Below are 18,115 nucleotides of genomic sequence, written 5' to 3' on the forward strand. Positions count from 1 at the left end.
GCGGCCGTGACGGGCCAGTGTTATCACTCTTAAAAACAGTAGGTTAGGGTTGATGAAACAACTGAATCGTGTAGGCGAGTAGGCTTCGGTCCCCGACTTGGCCGTGCCCGGGTACCACTATCTTTACCCGCGGATACGCTTGCTGGACACGGTGTACGGTTGCTGGCCAAGCTGCCGTATTGGCATCGGCCAGGTTGCCCTTGCCTGCCCGTAGTTCCTTGACTAAGCACCCGCCAAACAACACGTCATCCGCCGGGAAATAGCCCACGATGTTGTCTTTCGTGTGGCCTTCTCCCCAAAAGGCGGCGTATACGTTGGTAGATCCGATGCGTAACGTCAGGCGCTTGGTAAAACCGTGCTGCGGAACAGCAGCCCCGTGCTGCTTGGCATAAACAATCGTTTTCTTGTGAGCATAGGAAGGAATTTGATGGCGCGCAAACGCCGGTAGCCCACCCAGGCAATCTTCGTGAAAATGCGTGGGGATTACAGCTTTTATGGTACAGTGGCGGGTGTTTGTTATCCACGTAATCAGTTCTTCCGACTCCTGCTCATGGGTAGGCGTATCAAAGACGACGGCTTCGGTGCCGTGTTGTACGATGAGGCCATTGCAGGCAACCTGACCGAAACTTTCAGTATGCAAAAAGGATGTATGCACAAACGTGTTCGGTGCAACCTGTACGATGCGTAAGTCCGTGGACTGATACACGAGGGTGCCTGTTTCAGGACTTGGGGTTTGGGCACGGGGTGCTGCCGCAACGCCAGCAACCAGCAACAGGGCCACGAGAAACTTCATATCTGGAAGCTAGTAGGAAATGGTCGGGGTAGTGCCGACCGAAGACGAAGCGACAAACTACGCTAGAAAACGGGCGGCTGCAACCAGTGCGAACGAGGAAAGGCCAGCTGCCTAGCAGGTAGGGACGCTACAGGCTCTGTCTAATGCCTGCACAAGAGTGTAACCCTACAGACGCGGCTTACGCACTTCGCACCAAGGCAATTGGTAGCAGGGAAGCCTGCTTACGGAATGATCTTCTCCGCTTTCAAGTGTTCAAACTGGTTGCGGAAGGACGTAAAGCTGTCGAGGTGCATGTCGTGAAAGCCGAAGCGGCGTAGCTTGTTCACGTCGAAGAATGCATCGGCCTCCATGTTGAAAATAAAATCGCCAAAGCCCCACTGTGCTAACTCGTCGAGCGTGTGCTATTTGAGGCCGTACTTCTGCACCATGCGCTCCCATAGCTCGGCTTTATCGGCCATGTATTCCTGGAGCGGAAACGTAATCGGCTCGGCGTAGTCTACTCCAAAATACTCGGCAAAGCGCGGCCACAACTGCTGCCAGCGAAAAATGTCGCCATTGGTGATATTGAAAATCTCCTCGTTGCATTCTTGGTGGGTCGAAACCCACTCCATGCCTTTGGCCAGGAGGGTAGCATCGGTCACGTTCACTAGCACCTCGTATGCTTTCAGGCTTCCAGGAAACCGGAAAGGAACCCGCAGCTCCTTGCACAAGCTGGCATACACCGCAATTAGGTTCGCCAGGTTCATGGGGTTGCCCACCGCAAACCCTACCACAATATCGGGACGCACGGCCGTCCAGCTCCATGCTTTTCCCACGGAGTGCTCGCGCAGAAAGTCCTCTTGACTGTAGTAGAAGTTGGGAGGAAAGTGGCGCGGGTCGGTTTCCAGGGCCGGTGTTTTGTAGCGGCCCAAATGGGCTCCGTAGGCTTTACCCCCCTGAATGAACGTGAGATGCCGCAGATTGGGAGCTACCTGCTCCAAACCCGTCACCAGGTTCCGAAGCAACTCAAGGTTTACCTGCGTCTGAGCCGCCAGGGTTTTGCCTTCGATGTAAGCCGCATAGATAACGTGCGTAACCTCACGCAGCTGCGCAGCCTTGTGTAGTACCGCCTGTGCATCAAGCAAATCTAGTTGCACATACGGCGCCGCGGTATCGTAGTCCAGCGGCGAGGCCGACGTAACAAGAGTATTCCAGTTGCCGGTTGAGTGGAGGTAGTCAACAGCAGTACGGCCAATGATGCCGTTGCCGCCAACGACTAGCACAGTGTTCGTGGACATAGTGTTTGGGTGAAAGAGAAACGTGTAATGGCCTTGTATCCGGCCGTTGGGGCGAGAACACGCACCGTTAAGCCCTGAGGGGTACCATTACCTAAACAGCTACTACTCGCCGCCGTACTTGCTTTTGCCACCGCCGCCTGCGTCCATGCGTACGATGCGGGGTGTAAAGGAGCCCAGCACATCAACCAGGTCACGCTGGTGCGCCATCACTTGGTGAATGTCTTTATACGCCATGGGTGCCTCATCCAGCCCGCCGCCAATCAGCTCGATGCCGTGGTCGCGCAGGTAGCGGCGCACGTTGCCCTCCGAGAGCTGCTGCTTGGCCTGCGTGCGCGACATCTTACGCCCTGCTCCGTGCGACGCCGACTGAATGGAACCCTGCTCGCCTCTACCCCGCACAATAAAGCCGGGTGCCGTCATAGACCCTGGAATGATGCCCAGCACGCCTGCGCCGGCCGGCGTGGCGCCCTTGCGGTGCACAATGGCCTCGCGGCCATCGGCTAAGGTTTCTTTCCAGGCAAAGTTGTGGTGGTTTTCCACTTTTGCCAGGGGCTTTTCGCCCAAGGCCTGGCTCAGACGACGGTGAATATCGCGGTGGCAGGCTGAGGCGTAGTCGCCGGCCAGGTTCATGGCCCGCCAATATTCTTGTCCTTCCTGGCTGTCGAGGTCGAGCCAGGCGAGGTAGCGCGCTTCCGGGGGTAGAGGGCACTTGCTCATGGCTACCTTGGTGTAGTGCTGGGCAATGGCTGCTCCTAATCCCCGTGAGCCGCTGTGCGAGAGCAAGCCCATGTAGTGTCCAACGGGCAGGTTCAGCTCGTTGTCTTCGGTGGTGATATCCACCACGCCCCATTCCACGAAGTGGTTGCCGGAGCCCGAGGAGCCCAACTGACTAATTGCCGCGTCGCGCTTGCCCCGCACCACGGCAATTTCCTTGAACTCGGGCCGATCCAGAATGGGGTCATCGGTGGGGTTTTTGAACACTTCCTTCCCACCGAAACGGGTGTTCGCGTGCAGCAGCTTTTTCAGCTCCTGGGTGCGCTGCTCAAGGTAGCGCGGTGGCAACGCAAACACCGACAGGGCCATGCGGCACCCAATGTCCATGCCTACCCCGTAGGGAATGACGGCGTTATCGACGGCTAACACGCCCCCAATGGGTAGGCCGTAGCCCTGGTGCGCGTCGGGCATGAGGGCACCGTCTAGGGTGATGGGCAGCTGCATGGCCGTATCCATCTGCTTGCGGGCGCCATCCTCAATGAAGGCTTCGCCGTAGCGGCGGTAGTCTTTTATCTCGGGGTTCAGGCCCACCTTGCGGCTGGGATCGGGCACAAACTCCTTGGCCAGCTCCCGCCACAGCGAGTCGCGCAGGTAGGCGTAGGGGTCTTCCTTAATCTTGCGCAGCAACGCCAAGGCGCTGCCTTTGTCCAGCTTGCTGAGCTGCCGATCTTCCAGAATGTCCAGCGCCAAGTTGATGGCGTTGCCTTCCGGGTAGCCTAGTTTGCGCAGGTCGCTGCCGTGTAGCTTGGTGGGTTTTGCCATAGCGTTGCAGGGATGAGTGTGGCTAGTTGTAGCGCGAATTCCTGATTCTAGGTTATAGAGGAGCTACAAGCAACCTGCAAGCGAAACGGGCTAATTAGGCGGGACGGACACAGCAAGGCGCTGCGTTGAGGAATCTGCTGATTACAACTGGTCGTGGTTGCCTACCATTGCCAAAATGAATAGAGCGTGCTGCAACAGACAGCCTGACGCCCCATTTTTAGGCGCTTAGTGCATACGAGGAGCTTAGTTCGCTGCATTGATCTTCGTGTAGGCAGTACACCATAGAACCCCTTAAGATGCAACTTGCTTTTTATCAATATTCTAATGACAATTTCCGTACTGTGTACTAAGTACAAATACGGAGAGTAGTGGAAAAACAGGCCCGGAAAAATAAGTATTTCCTGTACCGCTTCGCTTGAGCAGATGCCGTTATACAGGATATGTTCTTATCCCCTCCTTCTCTTGCTATAAATCCTGAATTCACATTCACCGATGTGGTTGTGCCTTTACATCACTTGGCTGCTCCCTTTGCCATTCGTTCCTCGTCAGTCCGGCCTGCTATGAGCCGGCGTTGGAAGATAGCATGGGCGTGGTAGCTAGCTGGGTTACATGCATCCTTACGGCAACTCGTAGCGACGGACTGGGAACTCAGCTGGGCCACTACGGCGCCATTGTCATTCCCGAGAGATAGTACGCACACCCCTATTGGCTACGGCAGGCAGGTGCGTGTGTACTATGTAGCTTCTCCTCCTACTTATGTCTACTAACATTCCGCAGCCGAAGGGCTGCCTGCTTGCTATTGGCGGCCACAAGTAGCGTCAAAAGGCTGATGAAAAAACACCGAGCCAAGAGGTATCGACCGATTTTATGTTGCAGCGTTTTGTGGATGAGTTGCTAGAGCAACGGCATGGTGGTGCTCGATAGGCATCATGGCACCGGCAACACCATCTACGCCATTGCGCCCAGTGAGGTATTCTCTATTTGTGACTTGCGACTGCACATGCCTTCCAAAGGCCAACGCTTCATACTACCCGACTTCAACGAGCTTTTCACTTGCTGCGCCTCTTCTTTCTGACAGATGTCTAAAACCATCATTATTTCCAACCGCCTACCTACCAAAGTGCAGCGCACGGCCACGGGCCTCACGTTTCAGCCCAGCGAGGGCGGGCTGGCTACGGGCCTCGGCTCCATCTACCAAGCCGGGGACAATGTGTGGGTAGGCTGGCCCGGTCTCTCCGTAGATGAGTCCGCCGAACAGGACCAGGTACGCGAGCAGCTGAGTGCCGATAGCATGGCCCCGGTATTCCTGAGCGAAGCTGAAATCCGGGATTTCTACGAGGGCTTCAGCAACTCCACACTCTGGCCCACCTTTCACTACTTCCCGCAGTATGCCACCTACGAGCAGGCGCACTGGGACGCCTATGTGGCCGTAAACGAGAAATTCTGCCAGGCTGTGCTAGAACTGGCTGGCCCCGACGATACCATCTGGGTACAGGATTATCAGCTACTGCTGTTACCCGAAATGCTGCGCCGTGAGCGTCCGGAGGCCACTATTGGCTTTTTTCTGCACATTCCGTTTCCCTCGTATGAGTTGCTGCGGGGCCTACCCTGGGGCGCCGAGCTGCTGCGCGGTATGTTGGGCGCCGACCTTATTGGTTTCCACACCTTCGACTACATGCAGCACTTTCTGAGTGCAGTGTCGCGCTTGTTGGGGCTCTCCAACCACAACGGGCAGGTGGAGATGCCCGACCGCCCGGTGCTGGTCGATGCCTTCCCCATGGGCATTGACTACCAGCGCTACGCCGAAGCGGCCATTTCGAAGGCCGTGCAGCACCATGAGCAGGCATACCGGGAGGCGCTGGGTGACACCCGGGTCGTACTATCCATCGACCGGCTCGACTATTCTAAGGGTATTGCCCAGCGCCTGCACGCCTTTGAGGAGCTGCTATTGCAACACCCCGAGTGGCACGAGCGAGTGAATTTGCTGATGGTCGTGGTGCCCTCCCGCGACCGGGTGGCGCAGTACGCCGCCCTCAAGGAGGAAATTGATGAACTGGTAGGCCGAATCAACGCGCAGTACCGCACCATCAGCTGGAATCCCATTCACTACTTCTACCGCTCCTTTCCCTTCGATGAGCTGTCGGCCTTGTACTGCCTGGCCGACGTGGCCCTGGTGACGCCCGTGCGCGATGGTATGAACCTGGTTGCCAAAGAGTTTATTGCCAGCAAAGCCAACCAGCGCGGGGTACTTATCCTAAGCGAGCGGGCCGGTGCGGCGCAGGAGCTGGCCGAGGCCCTGCTGATCAACCCAACCGATACCAATCAAATGGTGGAGTCGCTGCACGAAGCCCTGCGCCTGCCTGCTGAGGAGCAACAGGCCCGCATGACGGCTATGCAGCAGCTGGTGCGGCAGTACGATGTATTTGCCTGGACGCGGCTGTTTATGGACCGCCTGGCCTACAGCAAAATCAAGCAGCAAACCCTAGCTACCGATGTGCTGGATACCCAGGCCCAAAACCAGTTGCGTCACGATTACGCAGTGGCCGAAAGGCGTCTACTGTTATTTGACTACGACGGTACGCTGGTCCGCTTCACCCACAACCCGCAGCACGCCCGCCCCGACCAGGAGCTACTGAAGCTTTTGGGCAACCTGGCAGCCGATGCGCGCAACCAGGTAGTCGTTATCAGCGGGCGCGACCGGACCACGCTGGAACGCTGGCTGGGGCACTTGCCCATCGATTTTATTGCCGAGCACGGCGTGTGGCTGCGCCGGGCCGGCGGCAGCTGGCACCTGTTTCAGGAAGGGCTTCGCGCCGAGTGGAAACGTGATATCCGGCCTATTCTGGACCAATATGTAAGCCGCACCCCGGGCTCCTCTATCGAAGAAAAGGACTACTCCTTGGTGTGGCACTACCGCCGTGCCGATGCCGGCTTGGGCGCCCTGCGTGCCCGCGACCTGCTAAATCACCTCACCTTCATGACGTCCAATACCGATTTGCACGTGCTGGAGGGCAAGAAAGTACTGGAGATCAAGCACGCCGGCATCCACAAAGGCACGGCCGCTGCTCAATGGCTCGGACCCGAGCCACCGCCCTTTGTCTTGGCGCTGGGCGACGACCGTACCGACGAGGACACCTTTGCAGCCCTACCCCCGGAGGCGTACACCCTGAAGGTAGGCCCCACGCCCCGCTCGCTGGCGCGCTATGCCGTGAGCAACGTGGCCCACGTGCGCCAGCTGCTAAGCAGTTTGCTGCAAATAGAGACAATAGTTCCACCAGCGGTTCTCAGCGCATAATAGTTCATGCACACGTTCTTTATGAGCCCAGAACACCTACGCTTAGCGGAAGACCACGCCGAAACTGCTGCCTGGAAGAAATTCGGGCCCTATCTGACCGAACGGCAATGGGGCACAGTGCGCGAAGACTACTCGTCTGACGGCAACGCCTGGAACTACGTGACCCACGACATGGCCCGCAGCTACGCCTACCGCTGGGGCGAGGAAGGCATTGGTGGCGTGAGCGACGCCCGGCAGTTGCTGTGCCTGAGTGTAGGCCTCTGGAACGGCCAGGATGAGATGCTGAAGGAGCGCCTGTTTGGCCTGACCAACGGAGAAGGTAACCACGGCGAGGATGTGAAGGAGCTGTACTACTATCTCGACAGCACCCCTACCCACTCTTATATGCGGATGCTCTATAAGTATCCACAACAGGCATTTCCCTATGCACAGTTGCGTGCGCAAAACGCCCAACGCACGCGGCAGGAGCCCGAGTACGAACTGCTCGACACAGGCATCTTCGACGAAAATCGCTACTTCGACGTGTTCATTGAATACGCCAAAGCGGGACCGGAAGACCTGCTACTGCAACTGACGGTGCATAACCGGGGTCCGGAAGCGGCAGTTTTGCACGTGTTACCGCAGGCGTGGTTTCGCAACACCTGGTCCTTTGAACACCTCCGCCCCCGCCCACAGCTGCGCAGCACGGAGTCGGGTGTTGTGCACTTGGCGCACCCAGAGCTAGGGGAGTACCACCTCTACTGTGACCAGGCTCCAGCGCTGCTTTTTTGCGACAACGACACCAATGGGGTCCGCCTCTACAACAGGCCCTATGAAGGACAATTCTATAAGGATGGCATCAACGAGTACCTTGTAGAGGGCAAGCAGGAGGCCATCAACCCGGCGCAGCACGGCACCAAAGTAGCTGCGCACTACCAGTTAACGGTGGCTGCCGGACAGGCGCAGACCGTGCGGGTGCGCTTGTGCAAAACGTCACACCCGGCTCCATTTGCTGACTTCAGTCAGGTAGTTGCCCAGCGCCAGCAGGAGGCCGATGCGTTCTACGCCAGCCTACAGGAGGGCGTAGCAGACCTCGATGCTCGCAACGTGCAGCGGCAAGCCTTTGCCGGCATGCTCTGGAGCAAGCAGTTCTATTACTACGACCTGAACCAGTGGCTCGACGGTGACCCCAACTTTGTGGCGCCCCCGAGTGAGCGGCGCCAGGGCCGCAATAATGACTGGCGCCACCTCTACAACGCCGACATCATCTCCATGCCCGACAAGTGGGAGTACCCCTGGTACGCGGCCTGGGATTTGGCCTTCCACTGCATTCCACTGGCGATGGTCGATGCGGAGTTTGCCAAGCAGCAGCTACGCCTACTCACGCGCGACTGGTATATGCACCCCAACGGCCAGCTGCCCGCCTACGAGTGGAACCTCTCCGACGCCAACCCGCCCGTGCATGCCTGGGCTACCTGGCGCGTGTACCAGATGGACCAAAAGACGCGCGGCCACGGCGACACCGTCTTTCTGGAGGCCATGTTCCACAAGCTCAATCTGAACTTCTCGTGGTGGGTGAACCGGAAAGACCGCAACGGCCGCAACATCTTCGAGGGCGGCTTTCTGGGGTTGGATAATATTGGCGTGTTCGACCGCTCGGCGCCCCTACCCACCGGCGGCTATATTGAGCAGAGCGACGGCACCAGCTGGATGGCCATGTACGCGCTGAACCTGATGCGCATTGCCCTAGAGCTGGCTCTTACTAACCCGGTCTACCAGGAGATGGCCAGCAAGTTTTTCGAGCATTTCCTCTACATCGTGGAAGCGATGACCAGAGGTGGCGATGGACAATTCAACTTATGGGACGAGGAGGATAGCTTTTATTACGATGTGCTGCACACCCCCGATGGCGTCCGCACCAAGCTCAAGGTGCGCTCCATCGTGGGGTTGATACCGTTGTTTGCTGTGGAAGTACTCGACGACACGCTACTCAACGCGCTGCCCGAATTTGCGCAGCGTCTGCGCTGGCTGCTCCACAACCGCCCGCACCTGGCCGAGCTGGTGTCGCAATGGCAGGTACCGGGCCAAGGGGCGCGGCATCGGCTGTCGTTGCTGCGCAGCCACCGCCTCCAGTGCTTGCTTACCCGTATGCTGGATGAGCAGGAGTTTCTGTCAGAGTTTGGCATTCGGGCGTTGTCGCGCTACCACCGGGAGCACCCCTACCACTTCCCCACAGCCGAGGCCGACTTTACCGTAGCCTATCTGCCCGGCGAGTCGGATTCTGATATGTTTGGCGGCAACTCCAACTGGCGCGGCCCCATCTGGTTTCCTATCAACTACCTCCTTATTGAGTCACTGCAGCGCTTCTACGCCTATTACGGCGATGGTTTTCAAGTGGAATACCCAACGGGCTCCGGCCAACGCTGCACCCTGCAAGAAGTTGCCACCGCTCTCACGGCACGCTTAAGCAAGCTGTTTCTGCGGGATGCTACGGGCCAGCGACCCGCTTTTGGGGCCAACGAACGGCTGCAATACGACCCGCACTTCCGCGATTACCCCTTATTTTACGAATACTTCCACGGCGACGACGGCCGTGGCTTGGGCGCCAGCCACCAAACCGGCTGGACCGGCCTGCTGGCCTGCCTGCTCGCCTCCCAAAGTCTGACACGTATTCCCGCCGAGCAGGATGCTGAAGCCGGTGCTTGAAGCACCGGCTCAACAGCAATCATCCCGCAGCCAGCAAAATCTCCAGGCTCAGGAAGCGCCCATCCTGAAACGAGTACACGAGCTGGCTGCCCGTGGGGCCCAATACCGTTTGCTCGTCGGGTTGCACAGTCAGCGTTGCGTTGCCCTGCTCCGAGCCTTGCAGCTGGTAGTGAATGTGGAGGGTTTGGCCGAGCATGGCCTGCAGGTTAGCTAAGTCACTCATGGAATCGTACGGTTTATAGGAACTAGTGCTTACGATACGCTTTGGATACGCACAAAGATGCGCGGGTAGTGGCCGCTTGGGCTTGCCGGATAGGGTAGTATACGGCGAACCTAACCTCCTCCTATTTACTGAGCCGATTGAAAGTAGAACGTCAGGCGTTCTGAAGCTCGACTTTAGTGGCGGCAGCCACCACCTCATCGGGCGTTAAATTTTGTAACGAGCGGTGCGGTCGAAAGCCATTGTATTCTTGGCGCCATTGCTCAAACTTTTCCTACGCATGCGTCAGCGACAGGAGCCAGTGCCCTATAGCATCTGCTTATTCAGGCGTAGGTCGGCTAACAGCTGTTTGAGGTGCTGATTTTCCTCTTCCAACTGCTTGAGCCGACGCAGTTCGGGCACGCCCAAGCCGCCGTACCTTTTTCTTCCAGTTGTAGTAGGTAGCCTTGCTGATGCCCATCTTCGGCACACCTCCGCGACGGTTACCCCGGTGTCGGCCTAGTGTAGCGCAAACACGATTTGCGCCTCCGTGAACTTAGTCTTTTTCAGGCAATTGTCTCTTGGTTTTAAGGTACGACAAAGTGCCTGAGTTCTCTACTTTAGCGTGGTCCAGTTTCTTGGGGGAGGTCACCCGTATCCGCGAATTAGCAGAACAACTAGACGCCCACCGCAAGCGTTAACAAGCCCAACATCCCGTCCTCACCCTCAACGACCTCTACAACGTCGTCGAAAAGCTGCGCGCCGGTTAGCCCCTCGCAGCCAAAGGCCAGATACCCTACCAGTTGGGCCCCGCCTCCGTTGTGCTGAGCCTCCACCAGCAACTCGATGCCGCTGTCGCCGAAGCTTATGGCTGGCCCATGGACCTACCTGACGCGAGATTCTCACCCGCCTCGTGCGCCTCAATCATGAGCGCGCCCGCGAAGAGCAGGCCGGTCTCGTGCTAAAGCCTTTCACATAAGGGGCTTTTTCGGTGGCGTTAACTACGGAAAAGTCGCAAGCTGTCTGCGCATATTTTCCCGCTATTCACCTAGGTAACTGCCTACCTTTGTGCTCACGTATTTCCCCTGTTAAATCCCTCACCCAGCAATCTTGCTCCAAGCGCACGACATGAGTACTTCCTTTCTCCGCTTTCTACTGGCAGCCAGTGTTGCTACGGTCACCAGCCTACCAGGAATCGCCCAAACAACACCCACGCCTCTGCACATTGCCGCGGGTCCGTTGGATAAGGCGCTGCTTGCGCTTTCCAGCCAGACAGGCCATCCAGTGCAGTTCGACCAGCGACTCACCACGTCTTTTCGCAGCCCCAACGTGCAAGGGACTTTATTACCTGCTCAAGCGCTCATCCAATTAGTGCAAGGCACGGGCTTGGAAGCGCATAATGAGCACAATACGCTCAGCGTTAGCCGAGTCGATCAGTCGGCCATTGAGCTGCAGGCAGCCACCCTGCAGGCACAGCTAGGCCAAGCGGTCAAGTCTCAAAAAGTAACCCAGCGTACGGCAAACAAGCTATATGCGGAATTGGCCGATGTCAGAAGCTCGGTCGTGGAGCTAGCCAAGATGCAGGGTTTCGTCAGCGCAGCGGAGAAAGCGAGCTATCAACGCACATTTGCCAAAGTGCAGCACGTCCTGGCCAGCGCGAAATAGTAGGCGTTGAGCAGTAATAGGAAAATCATAAGCGCTGCTTTAATCTGATTCGGTACCCACTTCAACGGGGGATGTTCTTTTCTACCTTCTCTGCTGTACTCTCGTTCCTACGTAAGTAGGGGACCACGCCCTACTTTCGTGGAGAAGTAACGCTACCACTAGCCTTGTATCATGCTCTTTACGCTTCGCCCTTGGACCTTAGACGACTTAGCTAGCTTGGTACACCATGCCAACGACTGGGAAGTAGCCCGCCATCTGATCGACGCTTTTCCGCACCCCTATACCGTAGCGGACGGGCAGGCCTACCTGGCGTTTGCAACCAGTCCAGCAATGTCCCGCTGCATCTTTGCCATCGAGGTGGCGGGCCAGGCAGTGGGCAGCATTGCCCTGCATCCGCAAACCGATATTCACCGCCATAATGCCGAACTGGGCTATTGGCTAGCGCAGCCTTTTTGGGGACAGGGCATCAGCACGCAGGCCGTCCAGCAGATGGTGAACTACGGCTTTCAAACCTTTACCATCACGCGCATCTTCGCGCGGCCCTTTGGTACCAACTACGCCTCGCACCGTGTACTAGAGAAGGCCGGCTTTACGCTGGAAGCCCGTTTCCCGCAGACGTTATACAAGAACGGCGAAGTACTGGACGAATGGGTATACGGGGTGCGGCGTAGTCCACAGCCAATCTAACTTCCGCTAGTCCGGGCTTTTGTTTTTCTTCGCGGGTATGAAACATCTTTCCTCTCTCCTTTTAATCGTCGCCCTGGCCGCCTGCACGGATGCCTCCCAAGCCCGCTTCGACAGCTATGGCAGTAAATTCAAAGTAGAAGTACTGTCGGGAGGACAGGTGGTGCGCACCTACACGAGCACGGGCAAGTTGGGCCGGGCGGGCGAAGGCTACTACTTCAACGACGCAGCCACCGGCAAGTATGTGCAAGTAAATGCGGACGTCATTATCACGCAGCTGGATTAGCGTAACGCGGTCCTGTCTAGCTAAAACAAATACAAATACACTAGCTCTATAGCGTACTTCTCTTATAGCAGAACCTGGACAGTTTATGCTGAGCTAGTCTAGTTACGCCGAGCACCGCCACTTGGCTCTCGGGTATCAAACGCCCAACCACTTCGAAACCCAACTCCAAACAACGTCCCAATTCTGTCCGGCGTAGCTAGACCACCTCATTTGCCCATATTCATGTGAGCAGTAACTGAACAAGGCCTTCTGAGTCGTTTAGAACGTGCTGCTCTATCTGGCGTGCGCACAGCTTGGTGTTGGTGTAGGTAAAGAGCTAGCGCCAGTAGCTTGTAGCAGCTATATACCTCCATGGCCAGCTTCGCTGTTGACCGGTATCTTTAAGGCCAAGTTCCTAGTTCCTCCTTATGCTTCTATCCCGATTGTGCGCCGCGCTGCTGGCCGTATTGCTTGCCTCTAGTGTAGCACCTAGCGCGAAAGCCCAAGCCCCTAAAACCTGGTCTTCCTCGGAAATTCTGCTGGGTCTGAAAAAACTGAATGTCCTCGGCTCAGCTATGTACATCGCCGCCCACCCCGACGATGAAAACACGCGCTTCCTGGCCTACCTCGCCAATGGCCGCCTGCTGGAAACCAGCTACCTCAGCTGCACCCGCGGCGACGGCGGCCAGGACCTCATTGGCCCCGAAATCCGGGAGCAGCTAGGCCTGATCCGCACGCAGGAGCTGCTGGCCGCCCGCCGCATCGACGGGGCGCACCAGTTCTTCACCCGCGCCAACGACTTCGGCTTTTCTAAAACTTGGCAGGAAACCTTCACCATCTGGGACAAGGAGCAAGTGCTGGCCGATATGGTATGGGTGATTCGGCAGCGTCGGCCCGATGTACTGTTCACGCGCTTCCCACCCGACCCGCGCGCCGGCCACGGTCACCACCAGGCCAGCGCTATCCTGGCCGCCGAAGCCTTCGACGCGGCCGGCGACCCCAAGCGCTTCCCCGAGCAGCTGAAACACGTAAAGCCCTGGCAGCCCAAGCGCCTGCTCTGGAACACCGGCAGTTTCTTTGTGAAGCCCGGCGAGGATATGAGCGGCTACCTAAAAGTAGATGCCGGTGGCTACAACGCTCTGCTGGGTAGAAGCTATGGCGAAATTGCCGCCGAAAGCCGTTCTCAGCACCGCAGCCAAGGCTTCGGCTCAGCCGCTCAGCGTGGCGAAGCGCTAGAGTACCTGCAACCCGTGAAGGGCGACAAAGCCAAAACCAATCCTTTCGAAGGCATCGACCAGACCTGGAACCGCGTGCCCGGCGGCGCGTCGGTAGGGAAGCTGGTAGAGAAGGTGATTAAGGAGTATGATGCGGCGAATCCGGCGGCTAGTGTGGTGGGGTTGATAGATGTGTATAATGCAATGCTTCACCTGCAAGTAGATGAGCGCGCTCGTTCTGCCAAAGGGGCAAATACAGGAGTTTCACTGGATGAGAAACTGATCCTAGTTAAAGAACTGATTAAAGCTTGTTCAGGTATTTACATGGAAGCTGTAACAAGTACACCAACGATAGGAGCAGGTACAGACGCTATTGTGGAATATTCTATTGTGAACCGTTCCAAGCTACCTTTAAAGCTTCTAAAAGTTAGGACGAGAGCTCCTCATCTGATCAATACTATGCTGCTTGATTGCTCAGTTACCGATGCAAAACAGGAAACTATACTGAGTGAAAATAAACAAGTGACTGGCAAATTGACGTTGCCTGGATATAGTGATTTTTTACTCGCACAACCTTATTGGCTTCGGGAACCGGCATCCATTGGGATGTATAGAATAACGGGTATCAAAGGTGTTGATAGTGAGTTTCAAGAATTGGCATTGCGGGGAGAGCCAGAGAATCCACCTATGGCTACTGCCTCTTTTGATTTATCCTTAGATGGGAAGGTTCCGCTCTTCTTTTCCGTCCCCGTCCAATACAAGCACACCGACCCCGTACTTGGTGAGCGGTACCAGCCGCTGGCCGTGGTGCCACCCGTGGCGGTAAACATTGCCGGCAAGGCCTACGTCTTCGCTGATAATCAGCCCAAAACGGTGCCTGTAACACTTGTTGCCGGCAAAGACAACGTGCGCGGCAACCTCGCGTTGCAAGTACCTGCCGGCTGGCAATGCGAGCCAGCCAGCGTGCCTTTTGAGCTGAAAGCGAAAGGCACCGAGCAGTTGGTACAGTTTCAGGTGAAGTCTACCAGCAGCACGAACAGCGAAGGCCAGCTTCGCGCTACGGCTACCGTAGACGGTCAGGCCTACTCCCGCGGCTTGCAGACCATTGAATACCCGCATATCCCCACCCAAACGCTGTTCCCCGAAGCCATAGCTCCGCTGGTGCGCGTCGACCTGGTGAAGAAAGGCAACAACATCGGCTACATCATGGGCGCCGGCGACGAGGTGCCCGACGCCCTGCGGCAAATTGGCTATACCGTGTCGTTGCTGAAGGCCGATGAGGTAACGCCCGAAGCCCTGCGCCATTTCGATGCGGTGCTACTGGGAGTGCGCGCCTACAATACCGTGGAACGACTACGCGTGGCCCAGCCCGTGCTGCTCGACTACGTGAAAAATGGCGGCAACCTCATCGTGCAATACGTGGTGAGCCGCGGCGTGCTGCTACCCGAAATCGGTCCCTACCCCCTCACGCTCTCCACCGACCGTGTGACGGTAGAAAACGCCCCCGTCAAATTCCTCAATCCCAAAGCGCCCATCCTCAACACGCCCAACAAAATCACCACCAAGGATTTTGAAGGCTGGGTGCAGGAGCAGGGCCTCTACTACCCCTCGAAATGGGATAGTCACTACCAAACCGTTATCAGCAGCCACGACCCTGGCGAAACAGATAAGGAAAGCGCTATTCTGGTAGCCGACTATGGCAAGGGCCACTACATTTACACTGGCCTGTCGCTGTTCCGCGAGCTGCCCGCCGGCGTACCCGGCGCCTACCGCATTCTGGCCAATATGATTTCGTTGGGCAAGTAGGGTAGGGGAAAGAGAACGACCAACTCCCCTCCTCAGATGAGGAGGGGATATTTTCGCAAAGCGAAAATGGGGGTGGTTGATGTCGTTGCTGATGTTTTTTAGACTGCGCGAAAGGTCTTAAGTCTATCCTGGGCAACTGTTAAGCGCAAACTGTCCTAGCAACTGCAATCAACTTTCACACATCGCCTGCAAAGCTCTAGTACGCTGCTTGTACGTCATTTATGTTTGTCACTTCTCTTCGTGCATCTGATGGCAGTACTATCGCAGCGCATGCGTTATTTCTACTCGGATGTTGGCTTTCTGCTTATGCTATCCTTTCTACTGGTCGGCATCTACCGGCTGGAACGCTGGGTTTCTTTTTTCTGATAGTTGGCCTTAAAGCAATAGAAAGTCGGAGAGAATTTGCGGTGGATAGTAAAAGACAGCGTTACCGTCATTGTATCCTGTTTTTTGGCTTACCGATTGGGCAGTGGCAGGCGTTGCCAACTATAACTAAAGTAGTTTTGAAGTCTTACTCAGAGTACCAAGCGCCTACTAGTGGCCGGGGTTCTATGGGGGTATGGCAGACTACGTGGGCGCTTAAATCCTGCGTAATACTCTTGTCGGTAGCTGATAGCAAACAAGGTATTGTAGTGGGTAAAGTGCACGTTAAACGGGAGGCAGAAGCCCGACAGCTGGCCCGAGACCTAGCGACCTACTTACACGTGAAGCTGTGGAATGCATAAGCTATTGCCTTGTTAGGACTAACCTCTGCTGATGTGGTAACTTGCTGGCGGCATATGGTGTCAGTTACTTTGCCTTCTTACTTTATGAAGAAAACAGATGATAAAAAGCCCGTGCCTTCTGTGTCCGTAACTACTTCCACAGGCAATTCTACCAACTGGCGGGCGTGGTACTGGCTGGTGCTGGGCGCGCTGGCCGTTGAAATCGGATTTTTCGCCTACCTAACTCGCTTGTTCGCTTGAGTCTACTCGATTGGTTGGTACTAGGCGGCACCTTGCTGTTTATTGTGGGCTACGGCACCTGGCGCACGCGCACGGCTGGCCGTACCCTCGATGGCTATTTGCTGGGCGGACGACAGGCTAGTTGGTGGGCCATCGGGCTGAGTATTATTGCCACGCAAGCCTCCGCCATTACGTTTCTGAGTACGCCTGGCCAGGCCTACGCCGATGGCATGCGGTTTATTCAGTTCTATTTTGGGCTACCAGTAGCCATGGTGCTCATCGCCATTTTTGCGGTGCCCATCTTCCACCGGTTGCAAGTGTTCACGGCCTACGAGTATCTGGAAGGTCGTTTCGACAGGCGCACGCGCACCTTGGCGGCGGTGCTGTTCCTAGTGCAGCGCGGCCTCAGCAACGGCCTTTCGCTCTACGCGCCTGCGCTGGTGCTGTCGGCGCTGCTGGGGTGGGATATTTCCCTGACCGTCTGGCTGATTGGTGGACTGATGATTCTGTATACGGTGACGGGCGGCAGCCGGGCGGTGGCCGTCACGCAGCAGTTCCAGGTGGGCGTTATCTTCACGGGCATGGTGGTGGCGGGGTACCTGCTGGTGCACTACCTGCCAGCGGGGGTAGGGTTTACGGAAGCCATGCAGCTAGCCGGCCATCAGGGCAAACTGAACCTAGTTGATTTCCATTTCGACCCCGCCGACCGCTACAACTTCTGGTCGGGCATGACGGGCGGTTTGTTTCTGGCTTTGTCCTACTTCGGCACCGACCAAAGCCAGGTGCAGCGCTACCTAGCCGGCCGCAGCCAGCGCGAAAGTCGACTTGGCCTGCTCATGAACGGCCTTGTGAAGGTGCCTATGCAGTTTGGCATTCTGTTGATTGGCGTGCTGCTGTTCGTGTTTTACCAGTTTAATCCAGCGCCGCTCACCTTCAACCGTCCCGTGCTGGACGAGGCCGCCCGCAACCCTGCCTACGCGCCCGCCTTGCGCCAGCTCCAAACCGATCAAGCTCAACTAGCTACGGCTCGGGCGGTGGCTACCCGGCAGCTTGCGCGCGCCTACGCTACCCACAACCCCGAGCAGATAGCCGCCGCCGAAACGCACCGTCAGGCCGTAGATGCCGCCGCGCAGGGGCTCCGTAGCCGTACCCAAGCACTCCTAAAAGAAGCAGCGCCCGAGGCTAAAGCACAGGAAGCCGATTTTGTATTCATCACCTTCGTGCTGCACTACCTGCCACGCGGGCTAGTAGGCTTGTTACTGGCGGTGGTGCTGTCGGCGGCTATGGGTTCAGCGGCTGGCGGCCTCAACGCGCTGGCGTCTACCACCGTGGTAGACCTCTACCGCCCCGCCTACCCCCACGCCGACGAGGCAGGGTGCGTGCGCGTGTCGCGGTGGGCAACGGTAGGCTGGGGCGTGCTAGGCATTGGCTTCGCACTATTTGCGGCCCGATTGGAGAATCTGATTCAGGCTGTGAATATCCTGGGTTCCTTGTTCTACGGGGCTATGCTAGGGCTCTTTATGGTCGCATTTTTCCTGCCGAAGATTCAAGCAAAGGCAGCTTTTTGGGCCACGGTGGTAGGGCAGGCGGCTGTGCTCGCGCTGTTCAATACCACCGATATCGGGTATTTGTGGTTCAATATGATTGGGTGCGGGCTGGTAATTGGGCTGGCAGTGGTCATACAACGGGTGGCCTCACCCCCCAGCTCCCACTCCCGCATAGAGGGAGAGCCAGACGCGAGTCGTTAAACAC

Annotated in this window: 13 protein-coding genes and 2 pseudogenes; 8 read left to right on the forward strand and 7 right to left on the reverse strand. The window is 57.0% G+C overall.

Annotation, left to right across the window (positions count from 1 at the left end):
- Positions 1-43 precede the first annotated feature (43 nt).
- From bla to MUN82_RS02490, 4 genes are all read right to left on the reverse strand, one after another.
- Positions 44-793: a subclass B1 metallo-beta-lactamase gene (gene bla / locus MUN82_RS02480; protein WP_245094722.1), complete on the reverse strand. Its 750-nt coding sequence runs from the start codon at positions 791-793 to the stop codon at positions 44-46.
- 221 nt (positions 794-1,014) lie between these two features.
- Entirely contained in the window at positions 1,015-1,143 is a 129-nt protein-coding gene (locus MUN82_RS22235) for a hypothetical protein (RefSeq protein ID WP_262922834.1), read from the reverse strand.
- 51 nt (positions 1,144-1,194) lie between these two features.
- A complete protein-coding gene (locus MUN82_RS02485; protein ID WP_245094723.1) occupies positions 1,195-2,070 on the reverse strand; it encodes an SDR family oxidoreductase in 876 nt (291 codons plus the stop codon).
- A 102-nt stretch (positions 2,071-2,172) separates the two neighbouring features.
- Complete coding sequence (locus MUN82_RS02490) at positions 2,173-3,606, reverse strand: RtcB family protein (protein ID WP_245094725.1); 1,434 nt, start codon at positions 3,604-3,606, stop codon at positions 2,173-2,175.
- Positions 3,607-4,684: 1,078 nt separating this feature from the next.
- Between MUN82_RS02490 and MUN82_RS02495 the strand changes: the two genes are divergently transcribed.
- A complete protein-coding gene (locus MUN82_RS02495; protein WP_245094727.1) occupies positions 4,685-6,901 on the forward strand; it encodes a bifunctional alpha,alpha-trehalose-phosphate synthase (UDP-forming)/trehalose-phosphatase in 2,217 nt (738 codons plus the stop codon).
- 21 nt (positions 6,902-6,922) lie between these two features.
- A complete protein-coding gene (locus MUN82_RS02500) occupies positions 6,923-9,586 on the forward strand; it encodes an MGH1-like glycoside hydrolase domain-containing protein (RefSeq protein WP_245094728.1) in 2,664 nt (887 codons plus the stop codon).
- A gap of 19 nt (positions 9,587-9,605) precedes the next feature.
- On the opposite strand, the gene MUN82_RS02505 is transcribed toward MUN82_RS02500, so the two are convergent.
- From MUN82_RS02505 to MUN82_RS02510, 3 genes and pseudogenes are all read right to left on the reverse strand, one after another.
- Positions 9,606-9,809 (reverse strand): hypothetical protein, encoded by a 204-nt coding sequence (locus MUN82_RS02505; RefSeq protein WP_245094729.1) that lies wholly within the window; start codon positions 9,807-9,809, stop codon positions 9,606-9,608.
- A 151-nt stretch (positions 9,810-9,960) separates the two neighbouring features.
- Positions 9,961-10,071: pseudogene (locus MUN82_RS22400) on the reverse strand (integrase core domain-containing protein); the annotation flags it as partial.
- Between the two features lie 41 nt (positions 10,072-10,112).
- Positions 10,113-10,289, reverse strand: a pseudogene (locus tag MUN82_RS02510) (IS3 family transposase); the annotation flags it as partial.
- A gap of 624 nt (positions 10,290-10,913) precedes the next feature.
- On the opposite strand from MUN82_RS02510, the gene MUN82_RS02515 reads away from it, so the two are divergent.
- The 6 genes from MUN82_RS02515 (at position 10,914) to MUN82_RS02540 (ending at position 18,111) form a co-directional block, all read left to right on the forward strand.
- Complete coding sequence (locus tag MUN82_RS02515; protein WP_245094731.1) at positions 10,914-11,450, forward strand: hypothetical protein; 537 nt, start codon at positions 10,914-10,916, stop codon at positions 11,448-11,450.
- Positions 11,451-11,621: 171 nt separating this feature from the next.
- Positions 11,622-12,137, forward strand: coding sequence for a GNAT family N-acetyltransferase (locus tag MUN82_RS02520; protein WP_245094733.1), 516 nt, complete (start codon positions 11,622-11,624; stop codon positions 12,135-12,137).
- A 37-nt stretch (positions 12,138-12,174) separates the two neighbouring features.
- Positions 12,175-12,420, forward strand: coding sequence for a hypothetical protein (locus tag MUN82_RS02525; protein WP_245094735.1), 246 nt, complete (start codon positions 12,175-12,177; stop codon positions 12,418-12,420).
- Positions 12,421-12,827: 407 nt separating this feature from the next.
- Positions 12,828-15,419 (forward strand): PIG-L family deacetylase, encoded by a 2,592-nt coding sequence (locus tag MUN82_RS02530; protein ID WP_245094737.1) that lies wholly within the window; start codon positions 12,828-12,830, stop codon positions 15,417-15,419.
- Between the two features lie 809 nt (positions 15,420-16,228).
- Positions 16,229-16,384 carry a hypothetical protein gene (locus MUN82_RS02535; protein ID WP_245094738.1) on the forward strand — a complete coding sequence of 52 codons (156 nt, stop codon included), beginning with the start codon at positions 16,229-16,231 and terminating at the stop codon, positions 16,382-16,384.
- A complete protein-coding gene (locus MUN82_RS02540; protein ID WP_245094739.1) occupies positions 16,381-18,111 on the forward strand; it encodes a sodium:solute symporter family transporter in 1,731 nt (576 codons plus the stop codon). The genes MUN82_RS02535 and MUN82_RS02540 overlap by 4 nt, the downstream gene beginning before the upstream one ends.
- The last annotated feature ends 4 nt before the right edge of the window (positions 18,112-18,115 follow it).

The sequence above is a fragment of the Hymenobacter aerilatus genome, from assembly GCF_022921095.1.
Classification (GTDB): domain Bacteria; phylum Bacteroidota; class Bacteroidia; order Cytophagales; family Hymenobacteraceae; genus Hymenobacter; species Hymenobacter aerilatus.

Bases quoted from the DNA above. Each gene is read 5' to 3' on its own strand.
- bla (WP_245094722.1), bottom strand. From the start codon at position 793: ATGAAGTTTCTCGTGGCCCTGTTGCTGGTTGCTGGCGTTGCGGCAGCA.
- MUN82_RS22235 (WP_262922834.1), bottom strand. From the start codon at position 1,143: ATGGAGGCCGATGCATTCTTCGACGTGAACAAGCTACGCCGCTTCGGC.
- MUN82_RS02485 (WP_245094723.1), bottom strand. From the start codon at position 2,070: ATGTCCACGAACACTGTGCTAGTCGTTGGCGGCAACGGCATCATTGGC.
- MUN82_RS02490 (WP_245094725.1), bottom strand. From the start codon at position 3,606: ATGGCAAAACCCACCAAGCTACACGGCAGCGACCTGCGCAAACTAGGC.
- MUN82_RS02495 (WP_245094727.1), top strand. From the start codon at position 4,685: ATGTCTAAAACCATCATTATTTCCAACCGCCTACCTACCAAAGTGCAG.
- MUN82_RS02500 (WP_245094728.1), top strand. From the start codon at position 6,923: ATGAGCCCAGAACACCTACGCTTAGCGGAAGACCACGCCGAAACTGCT.
- MUN82_RS02505 (WP_245094729.1), bottom strand. From the start codon at position 9,809: ATGAGTGACTTAGCTAACCTGCAGGCCATGCTCGGCCAAACCCTCCAC.
- MUN82_RS02515 (WP_245094731.1), top strand. From the start codon at position 10,914: ATGAGTACTTCCTTTCTCCGCTTTCTACTGGCAGCCAGTGTTGCTACG.
- MUN82_RS02520 (WP_245094733.1), top strand. From the start codon at position 11,622: ATGCTCTTTACGCTTCGCCCTTGGACCTTAGACGACTTAGCTAGCTTG.
- MUN82_RS02525 (WP_245094735.1), top strand. From the start codon at position 12,175: ATGAAACATCTTTCCTCTCTCCTTTTAATCGTCGCCCTGGCCGCCTGC.
- MUN82_RS02530 (WP_245094737.1), top strand. From the start codon at position 12,828: ATGCTTCTATCCCGATTGTGCGCCGCGCTGCTGGCCGTATTGCTTGCC.
- MUN82_RS02535 (WP_245094738.1), top strand. From the start codon at position 16,229: ATGAAGAAAACAGATGATAAAAAGCCCGTGCCTTCTGTGTCCGTAACT.